Source organism: Streptomyces sp. NPDC002092 (assembly GCF_053593775.1).
In genome coordinates, this window is record NZ_JBSFDG010000038.1 from 1 (window position 1) to 26,024 (window position 26,024).

24 protein-coding genes and 1 pseudogene are annotated in these 26,024 nt (G+C 69.6%); 11 read left to right on the forward strand and 14 right to left on the reverse strand.

The genetic code is table 11. The features are described 5' to 3' along the window. The coding region (locus tag ACWCRD_RS43685; protein ID WP_450971243.1) for a hypothetical protein at positions 1-237 on the reverse strand (237 nt) is incomplete at its 3' end. Between the two features lie 287 nt (positions 238-524). Next, positions 525-1,139, reverse strand: coding sequence for a TetR/AcrR family transcriptional regulator (locus tag ACWCRD_RS43690; protein ID WP_450971272.1), 615 nt, complete (start codon positions 1,137-1,139; stop codon positions 525-527). A gap of 125 nt (positions 1,140-1,264) precedes the next feature. Between ACWCRD_RS43690 and ACWCRD_RS43695 the strand changes: the two genes are divergently transcribed. The 4 genes from ACWCRD_RS43695 to ACWCRD_RS43710 all read left to right on the forward strand — a co-directional run bounded on the left by ACWCRD_RS43695 (position 1,265) and on the right by ACWCRD_RS43710 (position 4,748). Beyond that, complete coding sequence (locus ACWCRD_RS43695; protein WP_450971244.1) at positions 1,265-2,395, forward strand: FAD-dependent oxidoreductase; 1,131 nt, start codon at positions 1,265-1,267, stop codon at positions 2,393-2,395. A gap of 247 nt (positions 2,396-2,642) precedes the next feature. Beyond that, positions 2,643-3,308, forward strand: coding sequence for a glyoxalase (locus ACWCRD_RS43700; protein ID WP_450971245.1), 666 nt, complete (start codon positions 2,643-2,645; stop codon positions 3,306-3,308). A 58-nt stretch (positions 3,309-3,366) separates the two neighbouring features. Further along, positions 3,367-3,852: an iron chaperone gene (locus ACWCRD_RS43705; RefSeq protein WP_450971246.1), complete on the forward strand. Its 486-nt coding sequence runs from the start codon at positions 3,367-3,369 to the stop codon at positions 3,850-3,852. A 152-nt stretch (positions 3,853-4,004) separates the two neighbouring features. Beyond that, positions 4,005-4,748, forward strand: a complete 744-nt coding sequence (locus ACWCRD_RS43710) for a DUF4241 domain-containing protein (protein ID WP_450971247.1) — start codon at positions 4,005-4,007, stop codon at positions 4,746-4,748. A gap of 571 nt (positions 4,749-5,319) precedes the next feature. On the opposite strand, the pseudogene ACWCRD_RS43715 reads toward ACWCRD_RS43710, so the two are convergent. The 6 genes and pseudogenes from ACWCRD_RS43715 to ACWCRD_RS43740 form a co-directional block, all read right to left on the reverse strand. Continuing rightward, positions 5,320-5,959: pseudogene (locus ACWCRD_RS43715) on the reverse strand (dihydrofolate reductase family protein). A 311-nt stretch (positions 5,960-6,270) separates the two neighbouring features. Next, a complete protein-coding gene (locus tag ACWCRD_RS43720) occupies positions 6,271-6,981 on the reverse strand; it encodes a hypothetical protein (RefSeq protein WP_450971248.1) in 711 nt (236 codons plus the stop codon). Continuing rightward, positions 6,978-7,856, reverse strand: a complete 879-nt coding sequence (locus ACWCRD_RS43725; protein ID WP_450971249.1) for an ATP-grasp domain-containing protein — start codon at positions 7,854-7,856, stop codon at positions 6,978-6,980. Before ACWCRD_RS43725 ends, ACWCRD_RS43720 begins: the two co-directional genes overlap by 4 nt. Next, on the reverse strand, positions 7,853-8,704 hold the full coding sequence (locus ACWCRD_RS43730) for a hypothetical protein (protein ID WP_450971250.1): 852 nt from the start codon (positions 8,702-8,704) through the stop codon (positions 7,853-7,855). The genes ACWCRD_RS43725 and ACWCRD_RS43730 overlap by 4 nt, the downstream gene beginning before the upstream one ends. Continuing rightward, entirely contained in the window at positions 8,691-9,224 is a 534-nt protein-coding gene (locus ACWCRD_RS43735; RefSeq protein WP_450971251.1) for a hypothetical protein, read from the reverse strand. Before ACWCRD_RS43735 ends, ACWCRD_RS43730 begins: the two co-directional genes overlap by 14 nt. Then, positions 9,221-10,156 carry an LLM class flavin-dependent oxidoreductase gene (locus tag ACWCRD_RS43740; RefSeq protein WP_450971252.1) on the reverse strand — a complete coding sequence of 312 codons (936 nt, stop codon included), beginning with the start codon at positions 10,154-10,156 and terminating at the stop codon, positions 9,221-9,223. The genes ACWCRD_RS43735 and ACWCRD_RS43740 overlap by 4 nt, the downstream gene beginning before the upstream one ends. A gap of 193 nt (positions 10,157-10,349) precedes the next feature. Here ACWCRD_RS43740 and ACWCRD_RS43745 point away from each other — a divergent pair, with 193 nt between their 5' ends. The 4 genes from ACWCRD_RS43745 to ACWCRD_RS43760 all read left to right on the forward strand — a co-directional run bounded on the left by ACWCRD_RS43745 (position 10,350) and on the right by ACWCRD_RS43760 (position 15,486). Further along, positions 10,350-10,766 carry a hypothetical protein gene (locus ACWCRD_RS43745; RefSeq protein ID WP_450971253.1) on the forward strand — a complete coding sequence of 139 codons (417 nt, stop codon included), beginning with the start codon at positions 10,350-10,352 and terminating at the stop codon, positions 10,764-10,766. Positions 10,767-10,831: 65 nt separating this feature from the next. Beyond that, positions 10,832-14,269 (forward strand): HEAT repeat domain-containing protein, encoded by a 3,438-nt coding sequence (locus ACWCRD_RS43750; RefSeq protein ID WP_450971254.1) that lies wholly within the window; start codon positions 10,832-10,834, stop codon positions 14,267-14,269. A gap of 12 nt (positions 14,270-14,281) precedes the next feature. Further along, complete coding sequence (locus ACWCRD_RS43755; RefSeq protein WP_450971255.1) at positions 14,282-15,007, forward strand: hypothetical protein; 726 nt, start codon at positions 14,282-14,284, stop codon at positions 15,005-15,007. Positions 15,008-15,207: 200 nt separating this feature from the next. Further along, positions 15,208-15,486, forward strand: a complete 279-nt coding sequence (locus ACWCRD_RS43760) for a hypothetical protein (protein ID WP_450971256.1) — start codon at positions 15,208-15,210, stop codon at positions 15,484-15,486. Positions 15,487-15,876: 390 nt separating this feature from the next. On the opposite strand, the gene ACWCRD_RS43765 is transcribed toward ACWCRD_RS43760, so the two are convergent. Continuing rightward, entirely contained in the window at positions 15,877-16,365 is a 489-nt protein-coding gene (locus ACWCRD_RS43765; protein WP_450971257.1) for a GNAT family N-acetyltransferase, read from the reverse strand. 73 nt (positions 16,366-16,438) lie between these two features. Continuing rightward, complete coding sequence (locus ACWCRD_RS43770; RefSeq protein WP_450971258.1) at positions 16,439-16,672, reverse strand: hypothetical protein; 234 nt, start codon at positions 16,670-16,672, stop codon at positions 16,439-16,441. A 193-nt stretch (positions 16,673-16,865) separates the two neighbouring features. Here ACWCRD_RS43770 and ACWCRD_RS43775 point away from each other — a divergent pair, with 193 nt between their 5' ends. Together ACWCRD_RS43775 and ACWCRD_RS43780 are read left to right on the forward strand one after the other, a co-directional pair. After that, positions 16,866-17,402, forward strand: a complete 537-nt coding sequence (locus tag ACWCRD_RS43775; RefSeq protein WP_450971259.1) for a GNAT family N-acetyltransferase — start codon at positions 16,866-16,868, stop codon at positions 17,400-17,402. Between the two features lie 188 nt (positions 17,403-17,590). Continuing rightward, complete coding sequence (locus ACWCRD_RS43780; protein WP_450971260.1) at positions 17,591-19,303, forward strand: protein kinase domain-containing protein; 1,713 nt, start codon at positions 17,591-17,593, stop codon at positions 19,301-19,303. Between the two features lie 781 nt (positions 19,304-20,084). Here the strand turns inward: ACWCRD_RS43780 and ACWCRD_RS43785 are convergent. Next, positions 20,085-21,662 (reverse strand): hypothetical protein, encoded by a 1,578-nt coding sequence (locus ACWCRD_RS43785; protein ID WP_450971261.1) that lies wholly within the window; start codon positions 21,660-21,662, stop codon positions 20,085-20,087. A 1,020-nt stretch (positions 21,663-22,682) separates the two neighbouring features. Between ACWCRD_RS43785 and ACWCRD_RS43790 the strand changes: the two genes are divergently transcribed. After that, the gene (locus tag ACWCRD_RS43790; protein WP_450971262.1) at positions 22,683-23,588 is read left to right on the forward strand and encodes a hypothetical protein; all 906 of its coding nucleotides are present in this window, start codon (positions 22,683-22,685) and stop codon (positions 23,586-23,588) included. Between the two features lie 86 nt (positions 23,589-23,674). Here ACWCRD_RS43790 and ACWCRD_RS43795 read toward each other — a convergent pair whose 3' ends face one another. The 3 genes from ACWCRD_RS43795 to ACWCRD_RS43805 form a co-directional block, all read right to left on the reverse strand. Beyond that, a complete protein-coding gene (locus ACWCRD_RS43795) occupies positions 23,675-24,559 on the reverse strand; it encodes a hypothetical protein (protein WP_450971263.1) in 885 nt (294 codons plus the stop codon). After that, on the reverse strand, positions 24,556-25,092 hold the full coding sequence (locus ACWCRD_RS43800) for a SigE family RNA polymerase sigma factor (protein ID WP_450971264.1): 537 nt from the start codon (positions 25,090-25,092) through the stop codon (positions 24,556-24,558). The genes ACWCRD_RS43795 and ACWCRD_RS43800 overlap by 4 nt, the downstream gene beginning before the upstream one ends. 68 nt (positions 25,093-25,160) lie before the next feature. Further along, complete coding sequence (locus tag ACWCRD_RS43805) at positions 25,161-25,811, reverse strand: DUF2071 domain-containing protein (RefSeq protein WP_450971273.1); 651 nt, start codon at positions 25,809-25,811, stop codon at positions 25,161-25,163. Between the last annotated feature and the right edge of the window lie 213 nt (positions 25,812-26,024).

Sequence of the window (26,024 nt, forward strand, 5' to 3'; positions counted from 1 at the left end):
CCCTCCGCGCGAAGTCCATGCCGAGTACGAGAAGTTGCGAATCGCCGCGTGAAATAAACGGTCAGAAGCCTGTCCGGAAAGCGCGAGGCCCCTCAGGCCTCGGTTGTGAACGGTTGCTCGGCGGACCATCGCCTCAATCAGCGGCTGCCAGGTCGTGAGCATGTTGCGGGGCGGACTTTCAAGGTCCTCCACAGCGGCAAGCCCGACATGGTGATCAGGGCTGGTGAGCACGGTCACCAGCCCTGATCCTCCCCTCCAGGGCGTGCTGTGGTTCGGCGGCGCCTGCGCCCTCCTCGCCGCCCTGGCGATCTGGCCTGCCCGCACCAACGACGCCGTTCAGTGACCGAGCCCTACACAGGGCCCACCGGGGACGCGTAGACAACAGGGCGCTGGCCTGGCGTGCCGCCGCTGTACCGGCGGCGGCACGCCAGGCCAGCGTCGCATTTAGAGCCGTTACCGATCCGGGCAGCCGCGTAGCGCAGCCGGGGAAACGCACGCATCCAGCTCGGGCTCGTTCTGTGTGATCACGACGACCCGTTCGGCTCCCCCGGAGAGCGGTCCTGCTCGGGGTCGAGTACGGCCTGGATGGCCGGGGCCAGCCCTCTTTCGATCTCGTCCGGTGTCAGGGTGGTCACTGCCGGGAGGCGCAGCAGATAGCGGGTGAGCCCGAGGCCGAGGAGTTGCGCGGAGACCAGGCCCGCGCGCTGTGCTGCGGTTTCTGGGCCCAGGGCGGCGGCAAGCGTCGGGGCGACCTGCGACGCGAAGATGTCGTGCATCCGCGCCGCGGCCTGTTCGTTGGTCACCGCCGACCGCATCAGGACGAGCAGCGCGTCGTCTGCCGGGTCGCCCTCCCAGCGTTCGAGGAAGTGCCGCACCAGGGCTTGGGCGAGCTTGTCCGCCGGGATGCCCGTGAGGTCGGGCAGACGCAGGTCGATGGCGAGTGTCGCATCGAAGAGCTGGGCCTTGTTTCCGAAGTAGCGCATGACCATCGAGGGGTCGATGCCCGCGTCGGAGGCCACGGCTCGGATGGTGGTGCGCTCGTAGCCCTGGGCTGCGAAGCGTTCGCGGGCGGCGCGCAGGATCGCGGCCTTGGTGCGATCCGAACGCCGATCGGTGCTGGCGGTCTCGCTGGGTTGCATCATGCCAACGACTGTAGGCCAACATGTGTTGACTTTCCAACGAGAAGCCGCGCATCATGTCAACGAACATTGGCCAACAAGCGTTGGCCAACAACTGTTGACTCACATCCCTGGAGGAAAGCGACATGAACACCACGGCACTCCCCGACCGTACGGAGGTCGCCATCGTGGGCGGCGGCCCGACCGGACTCGCGCTCGCCGTCACGCTCGCGTCGGCCGGCATCGACTTCGTCGTCCTGGACCGGCTGGCCGAGGGTGCGAACACCTCGCGTGCCGCCGTCGTCCACGCCCGCACCCTGGAGGTCCTGGACGAGCTGGGAGCCTCCGAGAAGCTCATCGGGCGAGGCGTGCAGGTCACCCGGTTCGCCGTCCGCGACGGCGCCCGCCGGCTGCTGACCGTGCCGTTCGAACAGCTGCCCACGTCTCACCCGTACACGCTGATGGTTCCGCAGTACGAGACCGAGAGCGTGCTGCTGGACCGGCTGCGCGCGCTCGGCGGCGACGTGCACCGCCCCTACGAGGTCGCCTCCGTCGTCCAGGACGAGGACGGCGTGACACTCACCATGACGACCGGCCAGACGCTGCGCGCCGCGTACGCTGTCGGCGCCGACGGCATGCACAGCACCGTGCGCCAAGCAGCGGGCATCGGGTTCACCGGCAGCACCTACGCCGAGTCCTTCGTCCTCGCCGACGTGGTGATGGACTGGGCCCCGGGCCCCGCCGAGGTCTCGCTCACCTTCGCCACCGCCGGCCTCACCGTCGTCGCCCCGCTCCCCGGCGGCCACTACCGGGTCGTCGCCACCGTCGACGACGCTCCTGCCACACCGGACATCGACTTCGTCCAGCGCCTGCTGGACGAGCGTGCCCCTGGCCAGGCCAAGGTCACCGGCCTGGCCTGGTCGTCACGGTTCCGGGTGCACCACCGGGTCGCCGACCACTACCGCGCGGGACGCCTGCTGCTGGCCGGCGACGCCGCCCATGTCCACAGCCCCGCCGGCGGCCAGGGAATGAACACGGGCATCCAGGACGGCTACACCCTCGGCCGGGCGCTGGCATCCGGGCAGCTCGACGGCTACGAGGCGCAACGCCGCCCCGTGGCCCTGCGGGTGGTCGCCTTCACCCACCGGATGACCCGCGTCGCCACCACGCGCAACCCGATGGCCCGGGGGGCACGCAACACTGTGCTCCCCCTGCTCGGCCACACGACCCTGCCCAAGAGGCTCGCCACCGAACTCGCCGAGCTCAACTACCGGTAGTTCAAGCGGTGTTCAGCGCCCTCTCAGGCCGTCGTCTCCTCGAAGGCGAGCACATGATCGAACCTGGTCCGGACCACGTCCCGGCGCCACGTGGCAGTTGCTGCGTTTGACCCTGCCGATACGGCGGAAACGGCCCATGACGCGGCCCGGCGATCCCGGTGGAGGGGATGCCCGCGTGCGTGGCCGAGCAGGTGGTGAGACCGGTCAGGAATGGAGAAGCCCCGGCCACCGCCCAGCCCCTAGCGTGATGGACATGGCAACCACCACTTCCACCGCAACCCACACGAACCTCGCGTCCGTCACCCTTCAGGTGGCCGACCCCGAGGCCGCCCGGCGCTTCTACGGCGCCTTCGGCGTGGACACGTACATACGCCTGCGGGCGTCCGAGGCGCACTCGACCGGCTTTCGCGGCTTCACCCTGGCGCTCACGGTGTCCGGGCCGGCCACCGTCGACGGCTTCGTCGCCGCCGCCGTGGACGCCGGTGCCACGGTCCTGAAGCCCGCCACGAAGTCGCTGTGGGGTTACGGCGGCGTCGTCCAGGCCCCGGACGGGACGATCTGGAAGATCGCGACCTCGGCAAAGAAGGACACCGGCCCCGCCACCCGCGAGATCGACGAGGTCGTCCTGCTGCTCGGTGTCGAGGACGTGAAGGCCACCAAGCAGTTCTACGTAGGCCGGGGCCTGACCGTGGCCAAGAGCTTCGGCGGCAAGTACGCCGAGTTCGCCCCCGGTCACTCCAGCCCCGTCAAGCTGGCCCTGTACAAGCGCCACGCGCTGGCCAAGGACCTCGGCGTCCCCGCCGACGGCACCGGCTCGCACCGCATCGTCCTCGGTAGCACCGCCGGCGCCTTCACCGACCCGGACGGCTTCGCCTGGGAGGCCGCCGCGGCGCCCGCTCCCACACCGTCCTGACGTCCGATCCGGTACTTGCGCGCCGCCGCATCTCACCTTGTACGAGAGGAAACCTGCTATGCCGTCCACGAAGTCGCCCGCCAGGAACTCCGGCACGACCGCCGGGACGTACGCCGGATTCACCGCCGAGGAGCGGGCCGCGATGAAGGAGCACGCACGCGAGCAGAAGAAGACGGCCGCGCGGCGTGGTTCGTCCCGGGTGGAGAAGGAGGCGGCAGCGGAGCAGGATGTGCTGGCGAAGATCGCCGAGATGCCGGCAGCGGACCGGGTCCTCGCCGAGCGGATCCACGAGATCGTCAAGACCGCCGCTCCCGACCTCGCGCCCAAGCTCTGGTACGGGATGCCCGCGTATGCCAGGGACGGCAAGGTCGTCTGCCACTTCCAGAGCGCGAAGAGGTTCAAGTCGCGCTACGCCACGCTGGGCTTCAGCGACCAGGCGGCGCTCGACGAGGGCGCGATGTGGCCGACCGCTTACGCCCTGAAGGAGCTGACCGCTACCGACGAACAGCTGATCAGCGCCCTCGTGAAGAAGGCAGCGAGCTGAGGCCGACCGGGGGCGCCAGGCGGGGAACCGGCTGGATCGTGTGCCTCGAACGCCCTCTCCTGCATGGTCCCGCCGACCCGTCGTGCTCAGGGAACGGGACCGCGGGTGCCGGAACATCGGGCTCTGTCAGTGGGGCCCTCTACTGTTCGGCCATGGGATACACAGCAGATGAGCGTCTGGCGGCGAGTCCGGAAGAGAGCCGGTACTTGGAGGCGGTGTTCACTCCGGGTGCGCAGGCGGGCACGCATGCCGAAGATCCGGCGAGACCCGTGTACGTCGTCGAGGTGACGGAGGTGAGCCCGATCCGGGTGCCGAGCGGCCGGCTCGTCGTCGACTCGCCCTGGCCGGAAGACTCCCAACCGGAGTTGCCCACCCGGGCCGGCCGGGAACTGAAGGAGCGGCTCCCCCCTGGGGTTTACCGGGTGCAGGCCTCCTGGACGGAAGCGCCGTTCGAGTACAACGGCGAGCAGTTCGACGGTCGTGAGGAGGTCGCGGTCCGCCTGCTTGTCAGCGATGCCCCGGTGATCTGTTGGGAAGCTGCCCTAGGCGTCGGCGAGAACATCGAGCGGATCGTGCCCGGTAAGCGGCCGACGTTCGACTCCGAGGAAAACATGGGGAGTTTCGCCGACGCCACGGCCTGGCCGTCGCTGACCGAACCGTTCCGCCAGTTCTGGCTCGCCGCCGACGCAGGCCAGCAGAACGCCTCCCGGGCCACCGAGTCTCTGGGCGAGTCGTTCGAGCGGGTGAGCGACGAGACTCTCGGAGCCGACCTCGTGACGTTCGGGGCCGGAGGAGGAAGCATCGTATGGCTGGGGCGCACGGAGAGCGGGAGCATAGCCTCGGTCGTCACGACCGCACACGCCTCTTTTCATGACCGGCTGGTCAACACCGTGTGAGCCGCGCCGGCCGGCCACGGTCGTAGCCCACCCGGCGCGGTGGGTCAGTGCAGCTGATCACCCGGCTCGTGCCCGGGGCGTCCCTGTTCAAGGCCGTCGACTCGATCGACCGCGACCTGGCCGGCAGGCAGCTGGCGCGGTTCTTGGCGGCCCTGCACGATCCGTCGGCCGGCGAGCGTGCCCTGGCTGCTGTCGGTAGGCTCACCCGCGCTCAGCTCCCACCAGCAGCGACGCACTGTGGCGCAGCGAGGCCGGCATCCCCCTGCCGGACCATCGGACACCATCACAGTGGACGGACGACCTGTCCGCCCACTTCACCGCGCTCGACATCGACCCTGAGACGTCACCGCAACCATCCAGCCGGACGCACCGACGGTGACATTCCCCGTGGTCCCACGCGACTGCCCGTCAGATGGCCGCGGGTCGGAAACCCTAACTGGCCGCCGAAACGTCGGCGCGACCGCGACGCCCCCCCCCGTAACGAGAGGGGGCATGTCCTCGACCAAACCACCGCATCGCGACGGCGAGCGCGCGGCAGCAGACCCACCCCGGCCAAGCCTGACCTCGCGCGTCAGCGCCGGACCAGCACCGCATGCGTGACGGTCGGCGAGCCGACCAGCTCGGACACCCGGTAACCGTCGATTCCGTCCCCCCAGATTGTCGAGCAGCCGCTCTCCGCGCCCGACGAGCAGCGGCGCGATCACCAGGTGGAGCTGGTCGATCAGCCTGGCGCGCAGATACTGCTGGATGACCGCTGCACCCCCGCCGATCCGGACGTCCTTGCCGCCCGCGGCGTCGAACGCGCGCTGCAGCACCGTCTCCAGCGGCTCGTCGGTGAAGTGGAAGGTCGTTCCGCCGGACATCTCCAGCGCCGGGCGCAGATGGTGGGTGTGCACGAAAACGTCGTGGTGGTAGGGCGGGGTGTCGCCCCACCAGCCCTTCCAGGACTCGTCCTCCCACGGCCCGCGCTGCGGCCCGAACATGTTCCGCCCCATGATCGTGGCGCCGATGTTCTGCTCGCCGAGGGCGAAGTAGTCGACATCGATCCCGGTCTTGCCCGCGGCGGAGTCCTCCGCCGCGGAGACAAACCAGCTGTGCAGGTCGTCGCCCCAGCCGACGCCGTCGCCGAACGGCGCGTCCAGTCGCTGGTTCGCGCCGGCCACGAAGCCGTCGAGGGAGATCGTCACGTTGTGTACGCGGACCCTGGGCATGGCCTTCACCTCTCGTGTGGTTGGCCTTCTCTCACCCCTGCGTCGAACAGAGCCTGCCTGGATCGACATCCCCACGCACATTCTTCCGGCGGGCCGTACCAGTGCCCAGCTCCGCCCGGACGGCCCTGCGCAGCACGGCCGAAGGGTGGCCACGGCGCGGGGCAGACGCCAGGTGAGCTCGACCGTGGGGGCGGGCGATGGCCGTCCGGTTGTCCGCGGCGGCCTTGCCAGTGTCCTGAGGCCAGTCGGCCAAGATCTCCCCGAGCAGCGAGGCCAGATCGTCCAGGTGCCGTGTGTGGGGGCGGTCGCGCTCACCAGTACAGCAGCCACCGGCCGTCGCACCACACGCCGTGCCCCTGGAGGGTGAGCCGTTCGTCGTCGGGCTGGACGCTGGTGCTGGGGGCGACCTGGTGCAGTGTGTGGCCGGAGTGGACCACCATGCGGCCGACCGTGTAAGGGATGTACCGCGTGGTGTGGAAGCGCCTGAGGTCGGCCACGGACTCGATCCAGCCCTTCTCCAGCGCATGCCGGAACTGCTCGTGGCTCACATCCCAGAGGTTCAGGCCGCCGCCTGCCGCGGGCAGCCGGACCGGCAGGGTGAAGGAGATCTGCCGCTTCAGATCGGTGCCGGGAGGCCAGGAGAAGGCGCGGTACTGCAGATCGAAGTGCAGGGGCGCCGTCGGCTTGGTGAACACCGCGGCGGACAGCCAGACATGGAAGCCCGGCAGCGCCAGGTGCTCGGGATAGTGGACAGGGGCGCCGAGATGCTCGCCGAGGACATCCGCGAGGCGCGCATACAGCCAGCCGAAGGAGTGCTGCAGCACCGGCCGTGAGAGGTCGGCCCGCTTGTGGTAGACGTCGGACTCCGGGTCCGGCGCGAGGTCGAGGTAGCTCGGCGCGCCCAGGGTGAAGAAGGCGGCGGGCTCCGGGCCGCGCGAGGTCCAGTGGTCGCGCAGGCTGTGCACGGCGTCGCGGAGTGCGGCGCTGTCCGCTCCGGTGAGCACGGTCAGCGAGTCGATCACGGGTGCACCCCCTGCAGCAGCCCGAGGAGCGACGCGCTGATGGCTCCGCCGAGCCGCCGGTCGTACCAGTCGTACGCGGGCATCGGGTTGACCTCCAGGCACCAGTAGGTGCCGTCACCGGCGACCTTGAAGTCCCAGCCCGCGAAGGCCATGCCCAGATCGGCGGTGTGGCGGACCACCTGCCCGGCGAGCGGTCCGGGCAGTTCGCAGGGGGCGAACTCCGCCTCCCGGTCGGTCCGGTAGTCCACCGCGCCGGAGACGATCTCCTCGGCGTGCACCTGGTCGCCGACGACATGGGCGCGGACGTCCCGGCCCACGACGTACCGCTGCAGGTGCACCGGGCCCTGCCCACGCTCAAAGCCTGCCAGGTCTGCCGCGCTCACGAGCCTGCTGGTGGCCCGTACACCGGAGACCGCCTTGACCAGGGTCGGCCCCGCCGCGGCGAAGGCCCGCAGACGCTGCGGCGAGGAACTGGTGATACTCGCGGGCACCCGGAACCCGGCCTGGGACAACGTCAGTTCGTGCAGCGGCTTGGAGCCGTTGTCACAGCGGATCGAGGGCCGGTTGACCACCAGGCCGGGGATGTGGTCCAGCCACGCCGCGAGCGCCGTCGTGAGCCAGCGCCAGCGCTGTGCCTGCTCGCGGTCCCGCTGAAGGGCCGCCAGATCGGCGACCCGGCAGTAGTAGGACGCCTCCGGGTCGAGATCATGGCCGCCGAGCCGGGCGGAGCGGTCCCCGCCCACGGCCAGGCGCCAGTCGCCCGCCTCGACGGCCTGCCGCAGATCGACGGCCCGGACCGGTACGCCTCGGGCCTCGGCCTCGGCGGTGAAGTGCGTGAAGGTGCTCTCGGAGGCGAGGCCGACCGCGTAGATCATGGGAACAGCACCTTTACGAGTCGGGGCCCGAGTCCGAGCCACACCATGCGGAGCTGCTCCACGTCGGGGAACGGCTCCACCGTGACCGGCCATGCCTGGGCGAGGTCGGGTGACAACCGCCAGACCACGGCGGAGAGTTGGAGTCCGAGCCGGGCGACGATCTCCGTGCTGCGCTCCTCCAGACCTAGGTGGTCCAGATCGACGGGACTGCTGCGCCAGCCGTGGTCGCCGAGGACGACCACACTCTCGAAGAGGGGGTCGGGGTCCGACCATCGCGCCCGGTAGGGGCCGGAGCCGTCCGCCGAGGGGGCGAGCGGGTCGGAGAGTTCGGGCCAGGGGCGCGTGGTCCAGGCGTCGAGGTCCTGGACCCACCACTGTGTTCCCTGGCCGTCCATGGGTTCGCCGGGCGGTCCGCAGGGCCGGGAGGAGAAGATCTCCGGTGAACCGCCGGGCAGACCTGCCCGCAGTTCGGTGAGTGCCGCGGACACGGAGGCGCGGGCGCCCGGGCCGCCGGGCTCCGGGCGGTTGATCACGGGCGCTGGGGTCAGGGCGGCGACGGCCCACAGGTGGGCCACGCATTCGTTGAGCTGGAACTCGGCGTCGAAGCTGATCCGTCGCAGCGGCGGGGCGGGCAGCCGGAGGAACATCGGCAGTGCCGGCTCGACCACCGCGCCGGCGTCGTCGACGGTGACGGTGAACAGCTGCGCGGCGTCGAACACGTCGAGGATCGTCGCCTCGCGGCCGCTGTCCCGTACGAAGTCGCGTACCTCAATCGCGACGGGGTCCTCGGGGTCGGCCACGACGACGAGTCCGGAGGGATCGCCGCCGGCTGCCTCAGATGACGACACCGCGCCTCCTCAGCAGGCGGTTGATGCGCGAGGCCCGCAGTGCAGCCGCGGCCTCCTGAGGCCCGTCGCCGGCCAACTCGGCGGCCGCCGCGAAGGGTTGTGCCGTCCCGGCCGGGCCGGGGGCCGGCGGCTCCTGCGGTTGCCGTACGACGGCGGCCGGACCCGGCGGGGCCATCGCGCCGTCGAAGCTGTCCTTGCCGTCCTTGAAATCCTTCCCGTCCTTGTTGTCCTTGGTGTCTTTCCTGTCCTTGCCGTCCTTCGTGTCCTTGACATCCTTCCGCTCCTTCATCTCCTTCGCCTCCTTCCCGTCCTTGCCGTCCTTGTGGTCCTTGCCGTCCTTGAAGTCCTTGAAGCGCTTGTGGGCCTCCGGCGGGCGGCCCGCGTCGGGCGCGTCGGTGTCCTCCTGCCCGGAGAAGGCCCGCCCCGGCTGCGGGGCGTTCCACAGCAGCGCCGGGAGATCGTGCCGCTCGGCGGCCGTGAGGAACGGCCGCACCCGTGACTCGTCGATGGACCAGGTCATGTGTTCACCACTCCTGTCGTCGGACGGGACGCCGCGCGGTACAACCGCAGCGCGGCGGCCAGTTGCCGCTGTGCGTCCCTGTGGTGCGGATTGAGGTTGAGGACCAAGTGGTCCACGCCGAGTGACGCGTACGTCAACAGGCCGTCCGCTACGTGCTGCGGCGAGCCGCTGAGGATGTCGGTCACCGGTGGCGCCGTCCCGTCGGTGTCGGGTGGAGTGCTGTCCTCCACCCTGACGTTGACGCCGAGCGTGATGCCCAGCGACGCCGGGTCGCGTCCTTCCCGCAGACAGGTCTCCCTCATCCGGGCCAGGGTCTCCTCGGCACCTGACGGGGAGCCGAACCAGCAGGCGTTCCACAGGTCGGCGTACCGGGCCGCGAGTGCGGTCATCCGGGGGCCGCGCGCCCCCACCAGGACCGGCGGACCGCCCGGGCGCGGACCGTGGGGACGCAACTCTCCGTCACGCAGCCGATGATGACGGCCGGAGAAGTCGGCGCGGCCCGTCCGCAGCAGGGCGAGGATGATCTGCAGCGCCTCCTCGAAGCGTTCGACCCGGTGGTCGAAGGGGATGCCGAAAGCCTCGAACTCCGGTGCGTGCCAGCCACATCCGAGGCCGAGGACGAGCCGGCCCCGGCTGACTTCGTCGAGGGTCACGGCCATCTTGGCCAGCACCGCCGGGTTGCGGAACGCGGTGCACAGCACGAGGGTGCCGAGTTCGACGCGATCGGTTGCCTCGGCCAGGGCCGACAACACCGTCCAGGACTCCCAGATGCCCTCGGTCGGCCCCTGGGCATCGCGGAACAGCAGGTGGTCGAAGACCCAGACCGAGTCGAAGCCGGAGTCCTCGGCCTGGAGGGCGAGTGCCCTGATCTCCCCGTAGGACGGCTGTCGCCACGGATACTCGGCGAGAGGCAGAACCAGGCCGACCTTCATCGTCCCCCCAGTGACGAACCCGGACCCCGCAGGGAGATTACATCGGGCAACGGAGTGTCACAATGGGCGCACAGGGCGGTAGTTGGACATATTTTGCGCTCCGCCTCTCTCGACACATTGCGGGCAATACGGCGATCCTGGTCGGGGCGGGCGCGGGGGCTTGCCCGGCCTCGGGGGAAAGGGGTGCCGGACCATGGCGGCAGCATCAGGAGGGGCCAGGATCGCGGCGTTGGGTGTGGCGGTGCTCTGCGCCCTGTGTGTGCCGGGGCTCGTGCTGGTCGCGGTGCTGGTCGACCTCGACACCGCCGACCGGACGGCGAGTCTGGCCGGGGCGGCGACCGGGCTGGTCGGCCTGGCGCTCTCCGTGCTCGCGCTCCGGCGTGCGGATCCGGCGACGGCACACGCACACGGAGACGGCGCCATCAGCGTGGGCGGGAACGTCAGCAGCAGCGCGGTCGGACCGAACAGCAAGGTCAAGGGCCGGTCAGCCGCACCGGCGGCCGGAGCAGCCGCCGGCCCCGTCGTGGCCGAGGGCAGCGGGGCGTTCGCGGCGGGTGGCGACGTCACCGGCAGCGCCCTCGGCGAGGGGAGCGAGGTCGACGGCCGGTGATCCCGTTCGCGTGGTTACGGCGCCGACGCGGACCGGGCTCGGGCGCCGGCGAGCCGCCGGCCGGTGTGATCCCGCCATCCGCCGTCCCGTCGGCCGGTGCGTCCCCGAAGGTCAGGGCCGACGACGGCGGCATCTCCGTAGGAAGGGACGTCACGGGCAGTGCGCTGGGCGCGGGCAGCAGCGTCACCATCTACTACGGGCCGGTCCCCGAACCGCCGCCCGACGAGGACGAGACCGCACGGGAACTGGCCCGGTACGCCGCACGCGTCCGCGCGTCCCTCGGCCGACTGGACCTGGAGGTGCTGATCCCCTCCCAGGAAGGAGAACACCCGGCGGTGGAACTCCAGTCGGTCTTCGTCCCCCCGCTGCTGCGCGCCGACCCCCCACCCGTCGAACTGCCCAGGGAACTGCGGCAGCGACTGGAACGCCGTTCCGGGGAACTGCCGCGAGGCGGGTTCCCGCCGGGCCTCGACGAGGAGTCGATGGAGCGGATGCGCCTGGCCTACCGGGACCGCCCGCCAATGGAGTCGCTGGAGGTCCTGACGGATCCGCAGGAGCCGCGCGTGGTGCTGCTGGGTGATCCCGGGGCCGGGAAGTCCACGCTCCCCCGCTTTCTGACCCTCGCCCTCACCTGCGGGCCCTTGCCGGAGCAACTGGCCGGACTGGCCGGCCATGTGCCGGTGGTGGTGGAACTGCGCAGGTACGCCGACGAGCGGTGGCACGACCGGTCCTTCGAGGACTACCTGGACCACTTGAGCACCCTGGAGTCGATGTCGGTTCCGCGCGGCGTCCTGGATCCCTTGCTGCGCGCGGGCCGGATGCTCGTGGTCTTCGACGGTTTGGACGAGCTGTTCGAACCGGGAGTGCGCGCCGGGACGGCGCGGCGGATCGCAGCCTTCGCCGAGCGGTACCCGGGCGTACGTATCGTGGTGACGTCCCGGGTCATCGGCTACCAGCGCGCGACCCTGGAGGCGGCCGGCTTCCGGCACTACATGATCCAGGACCTGACCCTTGAGCAGATCAAGGAGTTCACGGGCCACTGGTACGACGCCGTCTGCCCGGACGACACGGAGTTGGCGGCCCGCCTGCAGAAGCGGATCATCGACGCGGCGGCGGCCTCCCGGCCCGTACGGGATCTCGCGGGCAACCCACTGCTCCTCACCATTCTGTCGATCATCGGCCGGCGGCGGGCGTTGCCGCGCGACCGGCAGGGCGTGTACGGGCACGCCGTGGACATCCTGGTGGCCCGCTGGGACCAGGAAGCCAAACAACTGTCGCTTCCGGGGCAGGCCGACATGCCGTACATCAACGACACGGACCGCAGGGCCCTGCTGCGCCTGCTGGCCCGGCGGATGCAGGAGGGCGAGGGTGGAGTCGCCGGCAACCACATTCAGGGCGAGGATCTGGAGGCGGTGTTCACCGGTTACCTGAAGGAGCGCTACCGCCTGCCGAAGCAGACGGCGGTCACCGCGGCCAGGGAGATGATCCGCCAGTTCCGGGAGCGGAACTTCATCCTCAGCCGCTTCGGTGACGAGGTGTACGGCTTCGTCCACCGCGCCTTCCTGGAGTACCTCGCGGCCGACGACATCGCCCGCCGCTACCAGCGGGATCGCGAGTGGGGGGAGGAGGAACTGATCAGCGAGGTGTTCGAGGCCCGGGCGAAGGACCCCGCCTGGCACGAGGTGCTGCTGCTCCTCGTCGGAATGCTGGGAGAGCGGGACTCCGGACGTGTGGTCGACGCACTGTTGCGGCTGCACGCCCAGGAGGTCCGGGTCGGCCGGCACGGCATGCTCGCCCTCGCCGTACGAGCCCTGGCGGAAGTCGAGCGGCTCGACCTCGTCGAGACCCAGGGCAACGCCGTGGTGAACGCTCTGATCGACTCGATGGAACGCAATCTGGGCTCGACGGCGCGGCAAGCGCTGGAAAGCATCCTTCCCGCCCTGCTGGTCTTCGGCCCCGAATGGCAGGGGCGGGAGCGCTATCTGCGGTGGTTTCTGCTGCGCGGCCAGTTCCAGGAAGAGCACCGGATCGCGTCGGGGATCGTCTGCGCAATGCACTCGGCCCAGGAGGGCTTGGTTCTGCTGGCGGAGCACACGCCCTACCCCGACACACGTACGGAAATCCTGCGCCTGGTGCTCGAACGGTGGCCCGACGACGAGCCCGCCTGGAACCTGGTACGGGGCGCGCTCGATGCGTTCGACGCAGAGGCCCGCCGGGGAGCGCTGGAGAACTACGCCCGGCACTGGCGGGACGACACGGACGTGCGCCCGCTGTTGTTCGGGTCAGCCGTGTCCGACCCGGACCCGGAACCGCGCAGAGAAGCACTGGAGTCCGCGGCCGAACTATGGCCGGACAGCGACGCCGTCCATGAGCTTGTCGTCCGGCGGGCCGACGCCGAACCCGCCGCGGCCATCCGCCGGCTGGCGCTCCAACTTCTGCGACGCCACTGGCCGGATCGCGAGGACACGTGGGAGATCCTCACCGACCGTGCCGTCGCCGACCCGGACCCCGAACCCCGGCAGGAGGCCCTGCGACTGCTGGCGGCCTACCGCGCGGACCACCCGGGTATGCGGCAACTCCTTCTTGAACGGGCCGTGGCCGACCCGGCGCCGAGTCCGCGCGCAGAGGCGCTGCTGTCCCTGGCGCGCCTCTGGAAGGACAGCGCAGAAGTCCGGGAACTGGTGCTCCGGCAGGCGGTCGCCGATCCGCACTCCTTGGCGCGCCGAGGTGCGATCGAAGCGCTGGCCTGGCGGTGGAAGGATCACGAAGGGGTTCGGGACCTGCTCTTCCACCGCGCGCTCGCGGACCCTGATCCGGAACCCCGGATGGAGGCGCTGGAAGCCCTGGCGTGGTGCTACACGAGCGAGGCGGAGACGTGGGAACTCGTCCTGGGGCAGGCGGTCGCCGATCCGCACCCGGACGTCCGCTGGGGGACCGTACAGCTGCTGGCCCGCCGATCGGAAGATCGCGAGACCGTGCGGGACCTGCTGTTGCGGCAGGCAGTCGCCGACCCGGAGCCGAAACCCCGTGCCGAGGCCCTCTGGCTGCTGGGGGAGTTCTGGCACGAACACGAGAGCGTACGGGACCTGCTGGCCGAGCGGGCCGTCGTGGACCCACGGTCGGGGCCACGCTGGCTGGCACTGCAACTCCTGGCCCGCTACTGGCCCGGACGCGAGGACGTCCAGCGGCTGATCCTGGACCGCATGACCGCCGATCCCTCGTCCCACAACAGGCGCAACGCCCTCAACTGGTGCGCCTGGCTGCGTGAGGCGGAGCCGGACACCCACGAGACCCTCCGGTCCATGGCCCTGAGCGACCCCGCCCCTCCGGTCCGCGTCACCGCACTCCGTGTGCTGGCCTTCGGCTGGCCGCGGCTGTCCGCCACCACCCGCTTCCTGCGCGAACGCGCCGACGAGGACCCGGACGAGAGGGTGCGCGAAGCGGCCGTACTGGCCCTCGGGACCGCCGAAGCCCTCGCGGCGCTCCCGGACGGCACCTACTGACCAAGGAGTCGCATGGATCCGCTGCCGGTGGAATCGTTCGTGGTCGATGTCGACGTCCTCGACGAGCAGGGGTGCGCCGAGGTGGGCGGCCGCCTGGAGGAGCTGCGGGCGTACTGGCTGCCCCGGGGCGTCGGTTGCTCCACATTCGGCCTGGCGACGTACCTCGACGTCCTGGCCTCCGAGTCTCCGGAGGAGACGTACTTCGGCCGTCTCGAGCCGCACAACCAGCTGATACGTGAGCACTTCGGCGACCTCCTCGGCCGGGTCGCCGAGGTGCTCGCCGAGCTGCTGAAGACACCGACCCGGTACGACGAGAGGGTGGCGCTGCCCGGTTTCCACGTGTTCGAGGGTGAGGGCATCGCCGTCTCCCCCAGACCCAGTCAGCACTTCGACCTTCAGCACCGGGCGCTGCGCTGGCCCTTCCCGATCGCTCCGGTGGAGCAGGCGGTGTCGTTCACGCTGCCCCTTGCCCTGCCGCGCCGGGGTGGCGCCCTGGACGTCTGGGACATCACCGAGGCGGACATGCTCCGGCTGGAGCGCCTCGGCCAGCGGTTCGAGACGATCGACAGGGCGAGGCCGGCACGACGGCACGAATATCAGGTCGGCAGGATGGCCGTACAGCTCACGCCCGTGCTGCACCGCATCGCAGCGATTCCCGAACGGCACCCCGGCGACCGGCGCATCACCCTGCAGGGACATGGCATCCGCGACGCCGACGGCTGGGTCCTCTACTGGTGAGTGGCTTCGTTCACTAGTGCCCGTGCTGCATTACGGAGGACCTCAGGCCTGTGGGGTGCCGACCCCCATGACTGAGGTGCTGTGTCGATCAAACCCCGGCGTGTCAGTGGATCATATTGCGATTGGTCATATTAACGTCCTATCACTGTACGAAGTCGGTCCATTACGGATCGCACTGACCTCACTCCATCGGAGATGACATGCACAAGCTTCTCAAGACTGCCGTCCTGACGGTCGCCCTCGGCAGCGTTGGACTCATGAGCGCCGGCACCGCCACCGCCACCGGGAACGACGGTCACGGCGGCGGCAACGTCCTGCAGAGCTCCCACTGCAGGTCGCACGACCTGAACGTCGACGTCCTCGGCCAGGTCGGCGTCCTCAACGGCGCGCTGGGCAACGCGCTCGGCGGCGAGGGCAACTCGGGCGGGCAGAACACCCACGCCGGCTCGTCCATGGGCTGCGACAACAGCGCCTTCTAGGCCGTGTCGTAGAACAGGGCCCGCTGTGCCCTGTTGTGCAGATCGGCATGCCGTCCGCATGCCGACGAGGACTGATCGACGTGAGTCGCCGCCGGGTGCAGACCAGCGCCCCATAGCGAGACCAACCGGTGGAGCACGGGCCGCTCAGACGGTCTGTGGGTTGTTCCGCTGATGGCAGCGCACCAGTCTGGTGAGCCGTACTGACCAGGCCGCAGGCCGATGCCGATGACACCGAGACGCCTCCAGAACCAGTTCAGGGACCTTGTCCGCTTTCGCGGATCAGGTCCCTGAACTGGTTTGTCTGTGTCACGCCATGCGCGCTGCGGCAGAGGAAGCTTGATCTGAGTGCAGTCCGGGCGAAACCTGCGCCACGCCAACCGGCGCACCACGTCATGCCGAAGGAATGCGAAACTCGAATTCGGGACGGTCCCACGGCACGGCGGGCGGGTTCGCGAACACGGTCCCGGTCCGCACCGCACCGACGCGGTGGTAGAAGCCCTCGGCGGGAAGATGCGACACGTCCTTGAGACGGTCGAGCCCGGCGGCACGGGCCTCGGACTCCATGTGCGCAACGAGCAGTCGTCCAATACCCCTCCCCTGCACATCGTCTGCGACGAACAGCAGGTCGAGCTCCGGTGGAGCGAGGACGAGCGAGTAGAACCCAAGCACCCGCCCTCCGTGCTCGTCGGCACTGACGGCGACGAAAGCGCGGTGAGCCTCGATGTAATCAGGGCCGACCTGGTAGCCCGCGACCGCGGATGCGTACTTCCCCTCGTAGGCGCCTGAACCACGCACGAGCCGTGTGAGCCGTTTGGCATCCCGCGCGACAGCCCTCCGTATCGTGATCGGCTGACTGACAGGGGAGTTACGTGAACTCATCCGGAGAGTATTTCGCACCCGGGAGGCGGCCTGCCACTCGTCGACTTGCATCGGCATTCCGAGGTGGTCGTTCTCATCCGCTTGGGTGGGCCTGTCCCTCAAGCCAGACCATGAAGCGCGTGCGCTCTTCGCCGCACCGGCCGCTGCCGGAGGTGGGGGAGCTGTTTGGGGTGAAGGTGGAGCCATACGGTCCGGAGGTGAGCGCGCAATCTTCCCGTACGGGCTGCAGAGCGTAGTAGCCGAATGCGGCCAGTCCCACGACCAGCAGGCCGGTCAGCAAGGAGCGGCGGACTTTCGGGAAAGGCATGCCGGGATCCTATGGCGCGTCACATCCGTGGGGCGACTGAGGGCTTGTCTCCGTCAGAGGCTGCCTGTGCTTGTCCCCCTGTCCGGTGTTGATGTGTCCAGTTCTGCCCGGCGCCTCCTGTCCACCAAGCTCCGTCAGCGCCGCCGGGGGGAATCGCTTGGCCCGTGCTCGCCGGAGAGATCATCATGTGGGAATGTCTGAGAACTCATCCCCTGTGGCACCGACCGTGGTGAGGCTTGCCCGCTACACGAAGGCGGACCAGGAGGAAATCCTTGGCAACAGCGATGACCCCTTCGGCGTCGCCTGGACAGGCCTGACCTGGCTGCCGAAAGAAGACCACTTCGGAATCAGACACGACGGGCGGCTCGTGGCACACGCAGGCCTACTACGGCTGCCTGTCGCGATCGGCGACACCGAGACAGAGGTGGTGGGCGTCGGCGGAGTCGCCGTCGCGCCCGACATGCAAGGTCAGGGCCTGGCTCGGCTCGTCGTCACAGCTGCCCTGGAGCACGCCCGCACCATGGGTCCTCAGCACGCACTCCTGTTCTGCCTGCCTCCCCTCATGCCGCTCTACCAGCGCCTCGGATGGCACCCGCTCGACAAGGACGTACTCGTCGAACAACCCGAAGGCCGACTGGCGACCATGCCGCTGCGGACTATGGTGACGCCCCTGCGCGACGACGTCCGCTGGCCCTCAGGGCCAGTGCGGCTGTTCTCGCTGCCCATGTGACGGGCCCCTGACGAGAATCGCGGAGGGGATCTGCCGCGCACGCGATCTCCGCGCCCCGTGACCCGCGCGACAGAAGTAACCGATTCCCTGAACACACGCACAGGCTGGCGCTAACCTCGTCTTCCACTCGCGTGAACTGATGTACGTCGAACGTGACTTCGGGAGATTTCTTGTTAGGAGAGCGGCCGGTGCCGGCGGACGATGGGGCTGCCGCGCTGCGGCAGACCGGTGCCTCTCCACTGCGGGTCGGCGACCCGAGGCGCGTCGGCCCCTATGTGCCGATGGCGCTGCTCGGCAGTGGTGGCATGGGACGTGTCTTTCTGGCTCGTCCCATGGACGACGGCCCCGGTCTGGTCGCGGTGAAGGTGATCAGGCCGGAATACTCGGAGGATCCCCGGTTCCGGCGCCGGTTCGAGCGGGAGGCGTCGGTGCACGCCCGTCTTCGTACACCGCACGCAGCACGACTGTCCGGCACCGGCTTCGACGACGAACTGCTGTGGATGGCCACCGAGTACCTCCCCGGCTTCGATCTGGCGGAAGCCGTACAGGAGGACGGTCCCCTCCAACCGGCCGCGGTCTGGCGGCTCGCGGCGGAGCTGGGGCAGGCACTCGCAGACCTCACCGTCGAGGGAATCGTCCACCGGGACCTGAAGCCGTCCAATGTACTGCTGTCCGTCCGGGGTGCGCACGTGATCGACTTCGGTATCGCGAAGGCCGCAGACGCGAGTGCGATCACCGGCACGGGAAACCGGGTGGGGACTCCCGCCTACATGTCGCCCGAGCATCTGAGGGAGGGACGGTCCGACACGGCGTCGGACGTGTTCTCGCTGGCCGGGACGTTGGTCTACGCGGCAACGGGGCGGGCGCCGTTCGGCGACGGGACCGGCGTCGACGTAATGCACCGGGTGGCGTTCGAGGACCCCCGGCCCGAGGTGATCGGTCAGATCTCGGCGGCGGACGCGGAGCTCGGTTCACTGCTGACCGCCTGCCTGGCCAAGGAGCCCGAGCGGCGGCCCACCCCGCAGGAGCTCATCGACGCATCCGGAGCGCGCGCCTTCCTGTCCACCTGGCCGGAGCCACTGGGCGGCAAGGTGCTGGCCAGACAGCGGGCGTACGAGGCGCTGTACCGCATGCCTGTCGCAGACATGACCCGTTCAGCGTCTCCCGGTGGCCTGCCGCCGATCCCGTCCCAGCAGACGCCTGGACAACATGCTCCACCTGTCATAAAGCCCCCGGACAAGGCCGCAGGCGGCCCGACGAGAGCCCCTGCCCAGGCCCGGAGAAAGCCGTGGCTGATCGCCATCGCCGGCATCTCGGCCTGCGCCGTTGCTGCGGTGGCCTTACTGCTCACACGCCAGGACCCTCCCGCCACCGACGAGGCAAAAGGCGGTGCCACAAAGGCCGTCGGCACCGCGCCCCGTGGCGACTCCGGCGTTCAGGTGTCCCCCACCACCAACGGACAGGCCCTCCCGAACCTCGACGGGGCCGCAGCCGAAGAGCGTGAGAGCAAGACCGGCTCCGCCCTGCCACCCGGCGCTTCAGGCTCAGCCGACGACCAGCACCACGACGCCTCTGCCCCGGGTACCACCCCAGACACCTCCCTCTCCCCCGCCCCGTCCGCCCACAGCCCGTCTGCCGCAGCCGACACCACTCCCTGGCTCTCCGAGTGCACGTACTACTCCGGCAACGGACGCACACGCCTTGGCGACAGCGGCAAACGCGTACAGCAGGTGCAGTGCATGCTCACCAAGCGCGGATACGGTGTGGGAAGCACCGGCGTGAACGGCGAGTTCGGACCCGACACGGAAACCGCAGTGCGGACCTTCCAGACCGACCGGGGGTTGAACGCCGACGGCATCGTGGCACACGACACATGGGGCGCACTGCGCAGCACAACGTGACGTTCCGGCAGCGCACTCGCGGAATCGTTCCAACGATCACTCCGTCCCCCACGACGACAACGCCGACCGCGGTGCTCGATCTTTTGAAGCCCATCGCCGCCGTGGCCGCGATCGACGGCGACAGCGATCCCAACACCCTCCTGCCGGCGCCGTAGTCGATTGCAACCGGGCGGCGCACCCACTCCGTGGCGGCGAAGCCACGTTGAAAGTAATCGGGAGTCAACCGATCGCCGTGCCGAGCAGCGCCCCCGACGGGCGCTGCTCGGCACGCCCGATTCGCACAGGGGCGCAGATCGCATGCCCATCGACACGAACGCCCCTCGGCCTCACGACCGCTACCACGAGGAACTGCGCCTGATGCTGTTTTTCTCGCCCTGCTGGAGGGGCTGCTGATCACAGGTGCAGCCGTCTGCCTCGTCTGCGAGCACCCGACGTGGGTGCAGCCTTTGGGCGTGGGGCCGCGATCATGAGCGCCCTCGCCGCAGTTGCAGGAGTCGTGGCCCTCATCGTACGACGGTGATCAAAGCCGCGGCCTCCAAGCGCGGCACCGCGTGACGTTCTCCGGCGTGGTGACGCGGAGGTACGCGACGGTAGACGTCAGCCCGCAGTTGACAGCAGTCCAAACCTTCAAGGACTGGGGTAACCACCTGTCCCGCCGCCCAGGGTGGGCTGCCGACGAATGCCGGTCTGGGCGTCAGCGGCGGGGGCGGCTGGCCCTTGTCCGACGCCGTTTCCCCCGTGCGTTCCCACTTCGGTGGCGGGCGCGAGAGCCGGGCGTGCCTTATCGGCTCTGCGGCCGCGACTTCCGCGCCGCCAGGAACACCAGCGCGCCGCCCGCCACCAGCAGGAGGGCGGTGCCCGCCCGGAGCAGGACTCCGTCGGCGCCCGTTGCGGCGAGCCCGCCGCCAGTCGTCGTCCCGTTCCCGGTTCCCGCCCCGGAGCCGGACGAGCTCGCGGTGGCCGTGGCCGACGGTGACGCGGAGGCGCTGGGCGACGGACTCGACGTCGCCGATCCTGTGGCCTTCACCGTGATCGCCGCGGTGTCGTTCGCTGCGTGGTCGTCACGGTTGGGGTAGTCGGGGTTCTCCACTGCCTTCACGCTGCCCCGCGCGCCTGGGACGATCCGGTCGATCCGCACCGTGAACTCCTGGGTCACCAAGTCTCCCGGCCGGAAGTCCGTGCTGCCGATGCTGCAGGTGTAGCTCTTCGCGCCGGCCTTGCGCGGTGTGCAGTTCCACAGCGGCCCGGGGTCGCCCTGCTCGCCGGGGCCGGGGGCGCCGGTGATGGTGGTGCCGGCGGGCGGGGTCACCACGAAGGTGCCGGAGTTGTCGGCATCCATCCACCGGAAGTCCATCCGGCCCGGCCCGGTGTTCCGCACGCCCACGGTGATGCTCACCGTCTCGCCGACCTTGCCCTCGACCGTGTCGCCGAGCGCCTGGTAGTCGGCGTGCTGGGTGGTGGCGAAGGTGCCGTACCCGGGGCCGGTGAAGCCGGAGCCGGAGGCGAGGGACTTCAGGCCGAGCGGCGTGCCGGTGCCGGTGTGGGGGAAGTCGGAGGGGTCGAAGGAGTCGGGCGCGGTGCCGCCGACCGGCCACGCGACGTAGGTGTTGTAGCCGTACATGGTGTCCGTGGCGGCGGTGTAGCGCAGCGGGGCGTTGGTCTCATAGGCCGAGCCGGGCGCGACCGGGGTGTCGAACCGGCACCAGGCGCCGCCGTCGGGGTGGTCCGAGTAGTGGCAGTTGGAGTGGTCACGGGCCAGAGAGACGCCGTCTGAGTCCTGCACCAGCAGAATGACGCCCTTGTCGGCGGAAGCTGTGCCGGTGTTGGCGAAGGCCGGGGTGCGCTCGAAGACGGCGCCGGGCGCGATGCCCTTCAGCGCCGGATACGGCCGGAGGACGAGCTTCGGCCCGCCGACCAGAACGTCCGTCTTCCCCGTCACGGTAGGCGCGTCGGAGGCGGTGGCGGTGTAGGTGATGGCACCGGTGTCGCCCGCCTTGGCGGCCGCGGTGGGCTTCAGGAAGAAGGGGTCGATCGACTCCTTGCCCGACAGCGGGCCCACCTCGCACTTGATCTTGAGGGCGCCGGTGCTCACACAGTCGCCCGTGACCGCCATCGTCGCCTTCCCGGCGAGGGACGACGCGTCGACCGCGACGGAGACGTCATGGGCGTCCCCGCCCGAGGCGGTGATGCCGAGGTCCAGGTTCGGGCCCTCGCCCTCGGTGGGCAGGTAGTAGTTCTCCTGGGCGTCCAGGACGAGTGTCGTTCCGGCGGCGTGCGCGGCCGGGGTTGCAACCGCCAGGGCGGCGGTCGCGAAAGCGGCGGCCGCCGCTGTCCGCCATATTCTAGGTATCGTCAGCACACTTCATGGACACGCCAGACCACGGGATGGTTGCGCCCAAGCAGCTGTTGACTGAAGGACAGGTTCGGCTCTGGGTAGGTTCACCGGGAATCTGCACATACCAGCGCGGGGCCCCCACAGGCCAGAGGCCGCGTTGGACCGTGCAGTTCCACTCAGCGCCGTATCGGAGACGCCGTTCGGCTCACCCCTTGCCAGCCACGCCGGGCATCAGCATCGCGATCGGGGCGCGGAGGCGGGCGCATGGCCATCTCGTTGATCTGGTAAGTCAGCCGTCGCCTCGGCGGCGGCTGGGCAGGTGAAAGGCCGGGATCGCCGCTTCGGGCATCAGCTCGCCGATGAGTGCACGGACTGCCGGAACACCGTTGTCCCCTGTTGTATCCGCGTCGAACAGTCCAGTGGGCTCAGGCCGCTGACGTCCCGTCAAAGTGGCAGGCTTCCCATGGGAACATGTGTATGAATTTTTCATTTTACAGCCACACGTTTTACCACTCCTTTCCCTGCCGACTCATACGATGCATCCATCGCACCGCCCCAAGGGGCCACATGAGTGCGGTAAGTGTCATCCACACGACGGGGGTTGAGTGGCGTGAACAGTCTGTTCATCGTCGGCATGGGCTTCGGAATCGCTGGGATTCAAGCCGCGAGGCCGTAACCGCCATCTGCGGTTTGGCCAACAGCACTGTGACAGCACGTACGGCTCGGGCCGAGGGCGTGTGTGTCACGCGGCCTGATCCCTGTCGACACAAGCAAGCGGCAGCGCGCGGACGCGCCTCGGTTGCTGCTGTCCTCTTCCCATACCGAAGGAGAAAAATGGGGCCCTTTCGGGCAACTGCAGGTTCTCGTGTCCGGAAAGTCTTAGTCGCCGCAAGCTCGATGGCGGTCGCGGCCGCCGCCTTTGTCGCAACCCCAGCGACGCCCGCGAATGCCACACCAGTGGCCGACGCGCCGGCCGACGGGTGCAAAACCGTTACCGCCACACGGACTCGTCTGGTCGGGGCGGACGGAAAGACCGTGTCGCCGATGGCCGCGCAGTCCGTGCGGGCCTCAGCGGGGAAAGAGCTGACATACCGTCTGCCGGGCGGCGCGACCATGACGACGATCGTCCCGCCCAAGGGCTTCCGGCCGCAGACAGCGGCGCCCGCCACGGCGCGTGCCTACGGCTTCAACGCCCCGGACAACCCCAGGGCGTTGGCGGCCTGGCGGGCGAAGTACAAGGGGTATCGCGGGACCACACCGTCGGTGCCCTGCCTGGCGCCATCCCGCAAGTCGTCGCTGCGGGTCTCCTACAGCAGCAACTGGGGCGGCTATGTCGCCACCGGACACTCCAACTACAACGAGGTCTACGACGACCAGAACATCCCGACGTACTCCACGAGTTGCGGTTCCAACAGCGCCACGATGGCATCGCCCTGGATCGGGCTCGGTGGCTTCCGGTCCGGCAAGCTGATCCAGCAGGGCTTCGACGCCGGCGCATCGGCCACGGCCACGCAGGGTGCCCGGCTGTGGTACGAGTACCTCAACTCCACGCACCAGAACCCGCTCGTCTATATCGGGCACACGACGAAGACCGGACACGTCATCTCCCAGGCGATGACGTACCGCTCCGGAAAGGTCGTGTTCCACTGGTACGACCGCACCGCTGGATCCGGCTGGTCAGACGTCACCGTCTCCGGCCTGTCCAGCTACTACGACGGGACGACGGCGGACTACATCACGGAGCGGCCGTACGGCAAACTGCGTAAGTTCAGCCGTCAGACGTTCAGCGCCGCCGGTGCCAGCTACGGCAGCACCTTCAAGGACCTCTTCAAGCTGGCGACCACCGAGGTGCGGCTGACGACCAATGGCTCCTCGTCCGGAGCTGCCATGTTCACCGACACCCACTCCACCTCGAGCGCCTTCTACCAGACCTGGAAGCGCTGCTCCTGACATCGTGCCTGCTGTGCCGGCTGTCGCCGGGAGCCGCTATGGCTCCCGGCGACAGCCGCGAGTCGGCAATGCCCGCGTGCGGCCTGTTACTCGGCCGACCGGAGTTTCACCTTCTGGCCGTCGGCCGTGACCACGTACCTGGCAGTTGAGCCTGTCCCGGTGGCCGAGCAGTAGACGGCCACGGTGCCGCCGGGAACGTCGGGCAGAACGTCCTCAGACCTGGCGTTCGTCGCAGCCAGATGCTTCGAACGAACCCGCCCGACAGTGGTGAAGGTGCCGTCAGCGGTGGACGTGCCGCCGAGCGCCTTCTTGCACACGGCCGCGGGGGACTTGGTCGTGGTGTCCTCGCGCCACAGTGCAATGAGCCGCTTCTTGCTGTCCAGGAACCGCAGGCTCCGGACGGCCGAGCCACCCGGCTCGTCCACGGCGACGTAGGCCGTGCGCGAGACCGCGTCCACGAGGTCGGGGGTGGGCGTGGTGAGTCGCGGACAGGACTGGCCCCGCGCCGATGGCAACTCGGCAGTGAACCCACCGTTGGCCCGCAGCGTGAAAGTGCCACCGACCAGTGGCCCGCAGGCCCTGTTCACCTGCCATCCGTTCGGTGTCCCGTCGGCACCGATGATGATGTTCGCCGGCAGACCGCCGACGTCGCGCCACGACGAGACGTCGTGACCGTCGATCCGGACCGCGATCCACCGCCCGCCGAGGCCGTCGGCGGTCAGAGCGGGACCGCGGACGCCGGGGGTGGCCATGGTGTTGCTCCTCTCGTGGCCCACCTGCGTGGCGACGGCCACCGATCCGGCGACGGCCACGACGCAGGCGCAGACGCCGGCGACGGCAAGTCGGCGGCGCCAGCGCCGCTTTGTCCCCGCCCGGACCACCGCATCGATGTCGACGCGGTCGGCGGGAGCGCTGATGCTGATGGACGCGATACGCGCAGCCAGGTCCTCCGGCGACTTGTCAGCGTTCACGATGCCCTACCTTCGGTCTTGGCCGGTCGTGTGGTCTCGCTCGGTTGCGTCTGGAGCGCAGAGCGCAGAGCTTCCAGGCCCCGGCTCGTCTGGCTCTTGACGTTGCCCGCACTCGTCTTGAGCAGGGCCGCGGTCTGCTCCACGGACAAATCCTCGAAGAAGCGCAGGACGAGCACGGTGCGCTGGCCGACCGGAATCGTCAGCAGGGCGGCAATCAGATCGTCGTCGCGCTCTTCCATGCTGGTGTGCGGGTGTGAGGACAACGCGGTCACATCCGCCTCACTGATCTCACGCCTGGCCGGCCGGCGTCGGTGGTCGGCGTGGAGATTGCACAGGATCCGACGGACATAGGCACGTGGATCACCTGCCGCCACCACTCTGCCCCACCTCGAGTAGAGCCGTCCGAGCGCATCCTGAACGAGGTCATCGGCCAGGTGCCAGTCACCACACAGCAGAAACGCTGTCGTACGCAGGCGCGTTCGATGTTCAAGCACCCAGGTACGGAAGTCGGTCTCGCGGGGATGATCGGTCACACTCTTCCTCGTCTCGTGCATCCAGGCGTCGCCTGCGCCGAATTCAAGCCGACCCAGGACGCTTATCCCTACGACTTACACGGAACTGGGATCGCCCAGGGTTGCACGGCCGCATCAGCTTCACGAACAACCCGTACAACACCGTCGTGACGCCGCACGGGTACGATGGTGTCCAGCGTGTGCCGCGCGAGTCCGGCGGCACTGTGCGGACAGGGCCACTGCTCACTCGCGTGATACTCATCGTCGGAGAAGCGCACGAGCGGCTCCTGAGCGGGCGGCGGCAGCGCGGCCGCCGGGGTCACGGTCTCCTCGATGTCTTCCAGTTGCGCCGCGAGCAGCGGCCAGGCTCGTGCTCGCCGGGCGTCTGCCAGAGTACGCCGCAGCCCCGTGTGAAGGCCCGCCACCGCGACGTCAGCCACACGTCCCGCCGGTTCGGACGGAGCAGCTCGCCCCGACGGACCACCACGCGATACGACGGCCCGCCACGCCCCCGTCCCCCCGGTGTAGGTCACCACTTCACCGTCGCGCGACAGGGTCAGGTGCCCGAGGACGTACGGCGCACCGATCGCGCGGGCGGCCGGCATGACCGGGCAGCTCACCTCGAGGGGCAGGAACCACGGCCCGTCCCGGCCACCGCGCTCGCGCACATACGTGCGCAGGTTGGTCTCCGCGAAGGAGGGCAGGGCGGCCTGGGCCCCCGGCGGTCCCACGTCTGCCATCACGAGGTGTGCACCGTCAGCCCCGCCGGTTGCAGGGGGGCGCAGGGCCGGCAGGTACACGCGCTGCTCCGGCCCATACGACACCACGCGCACCGGCTCCCCAGGGGGTTCGCCTCGAAACTCCCGGGTGCTGTCCCGCAACGGTCCGGTCCGCACGCAGGAACAGCAGCACCGCGCGGGTACGGCCGGCGGCAGCACGCGAAGCTCCCATGC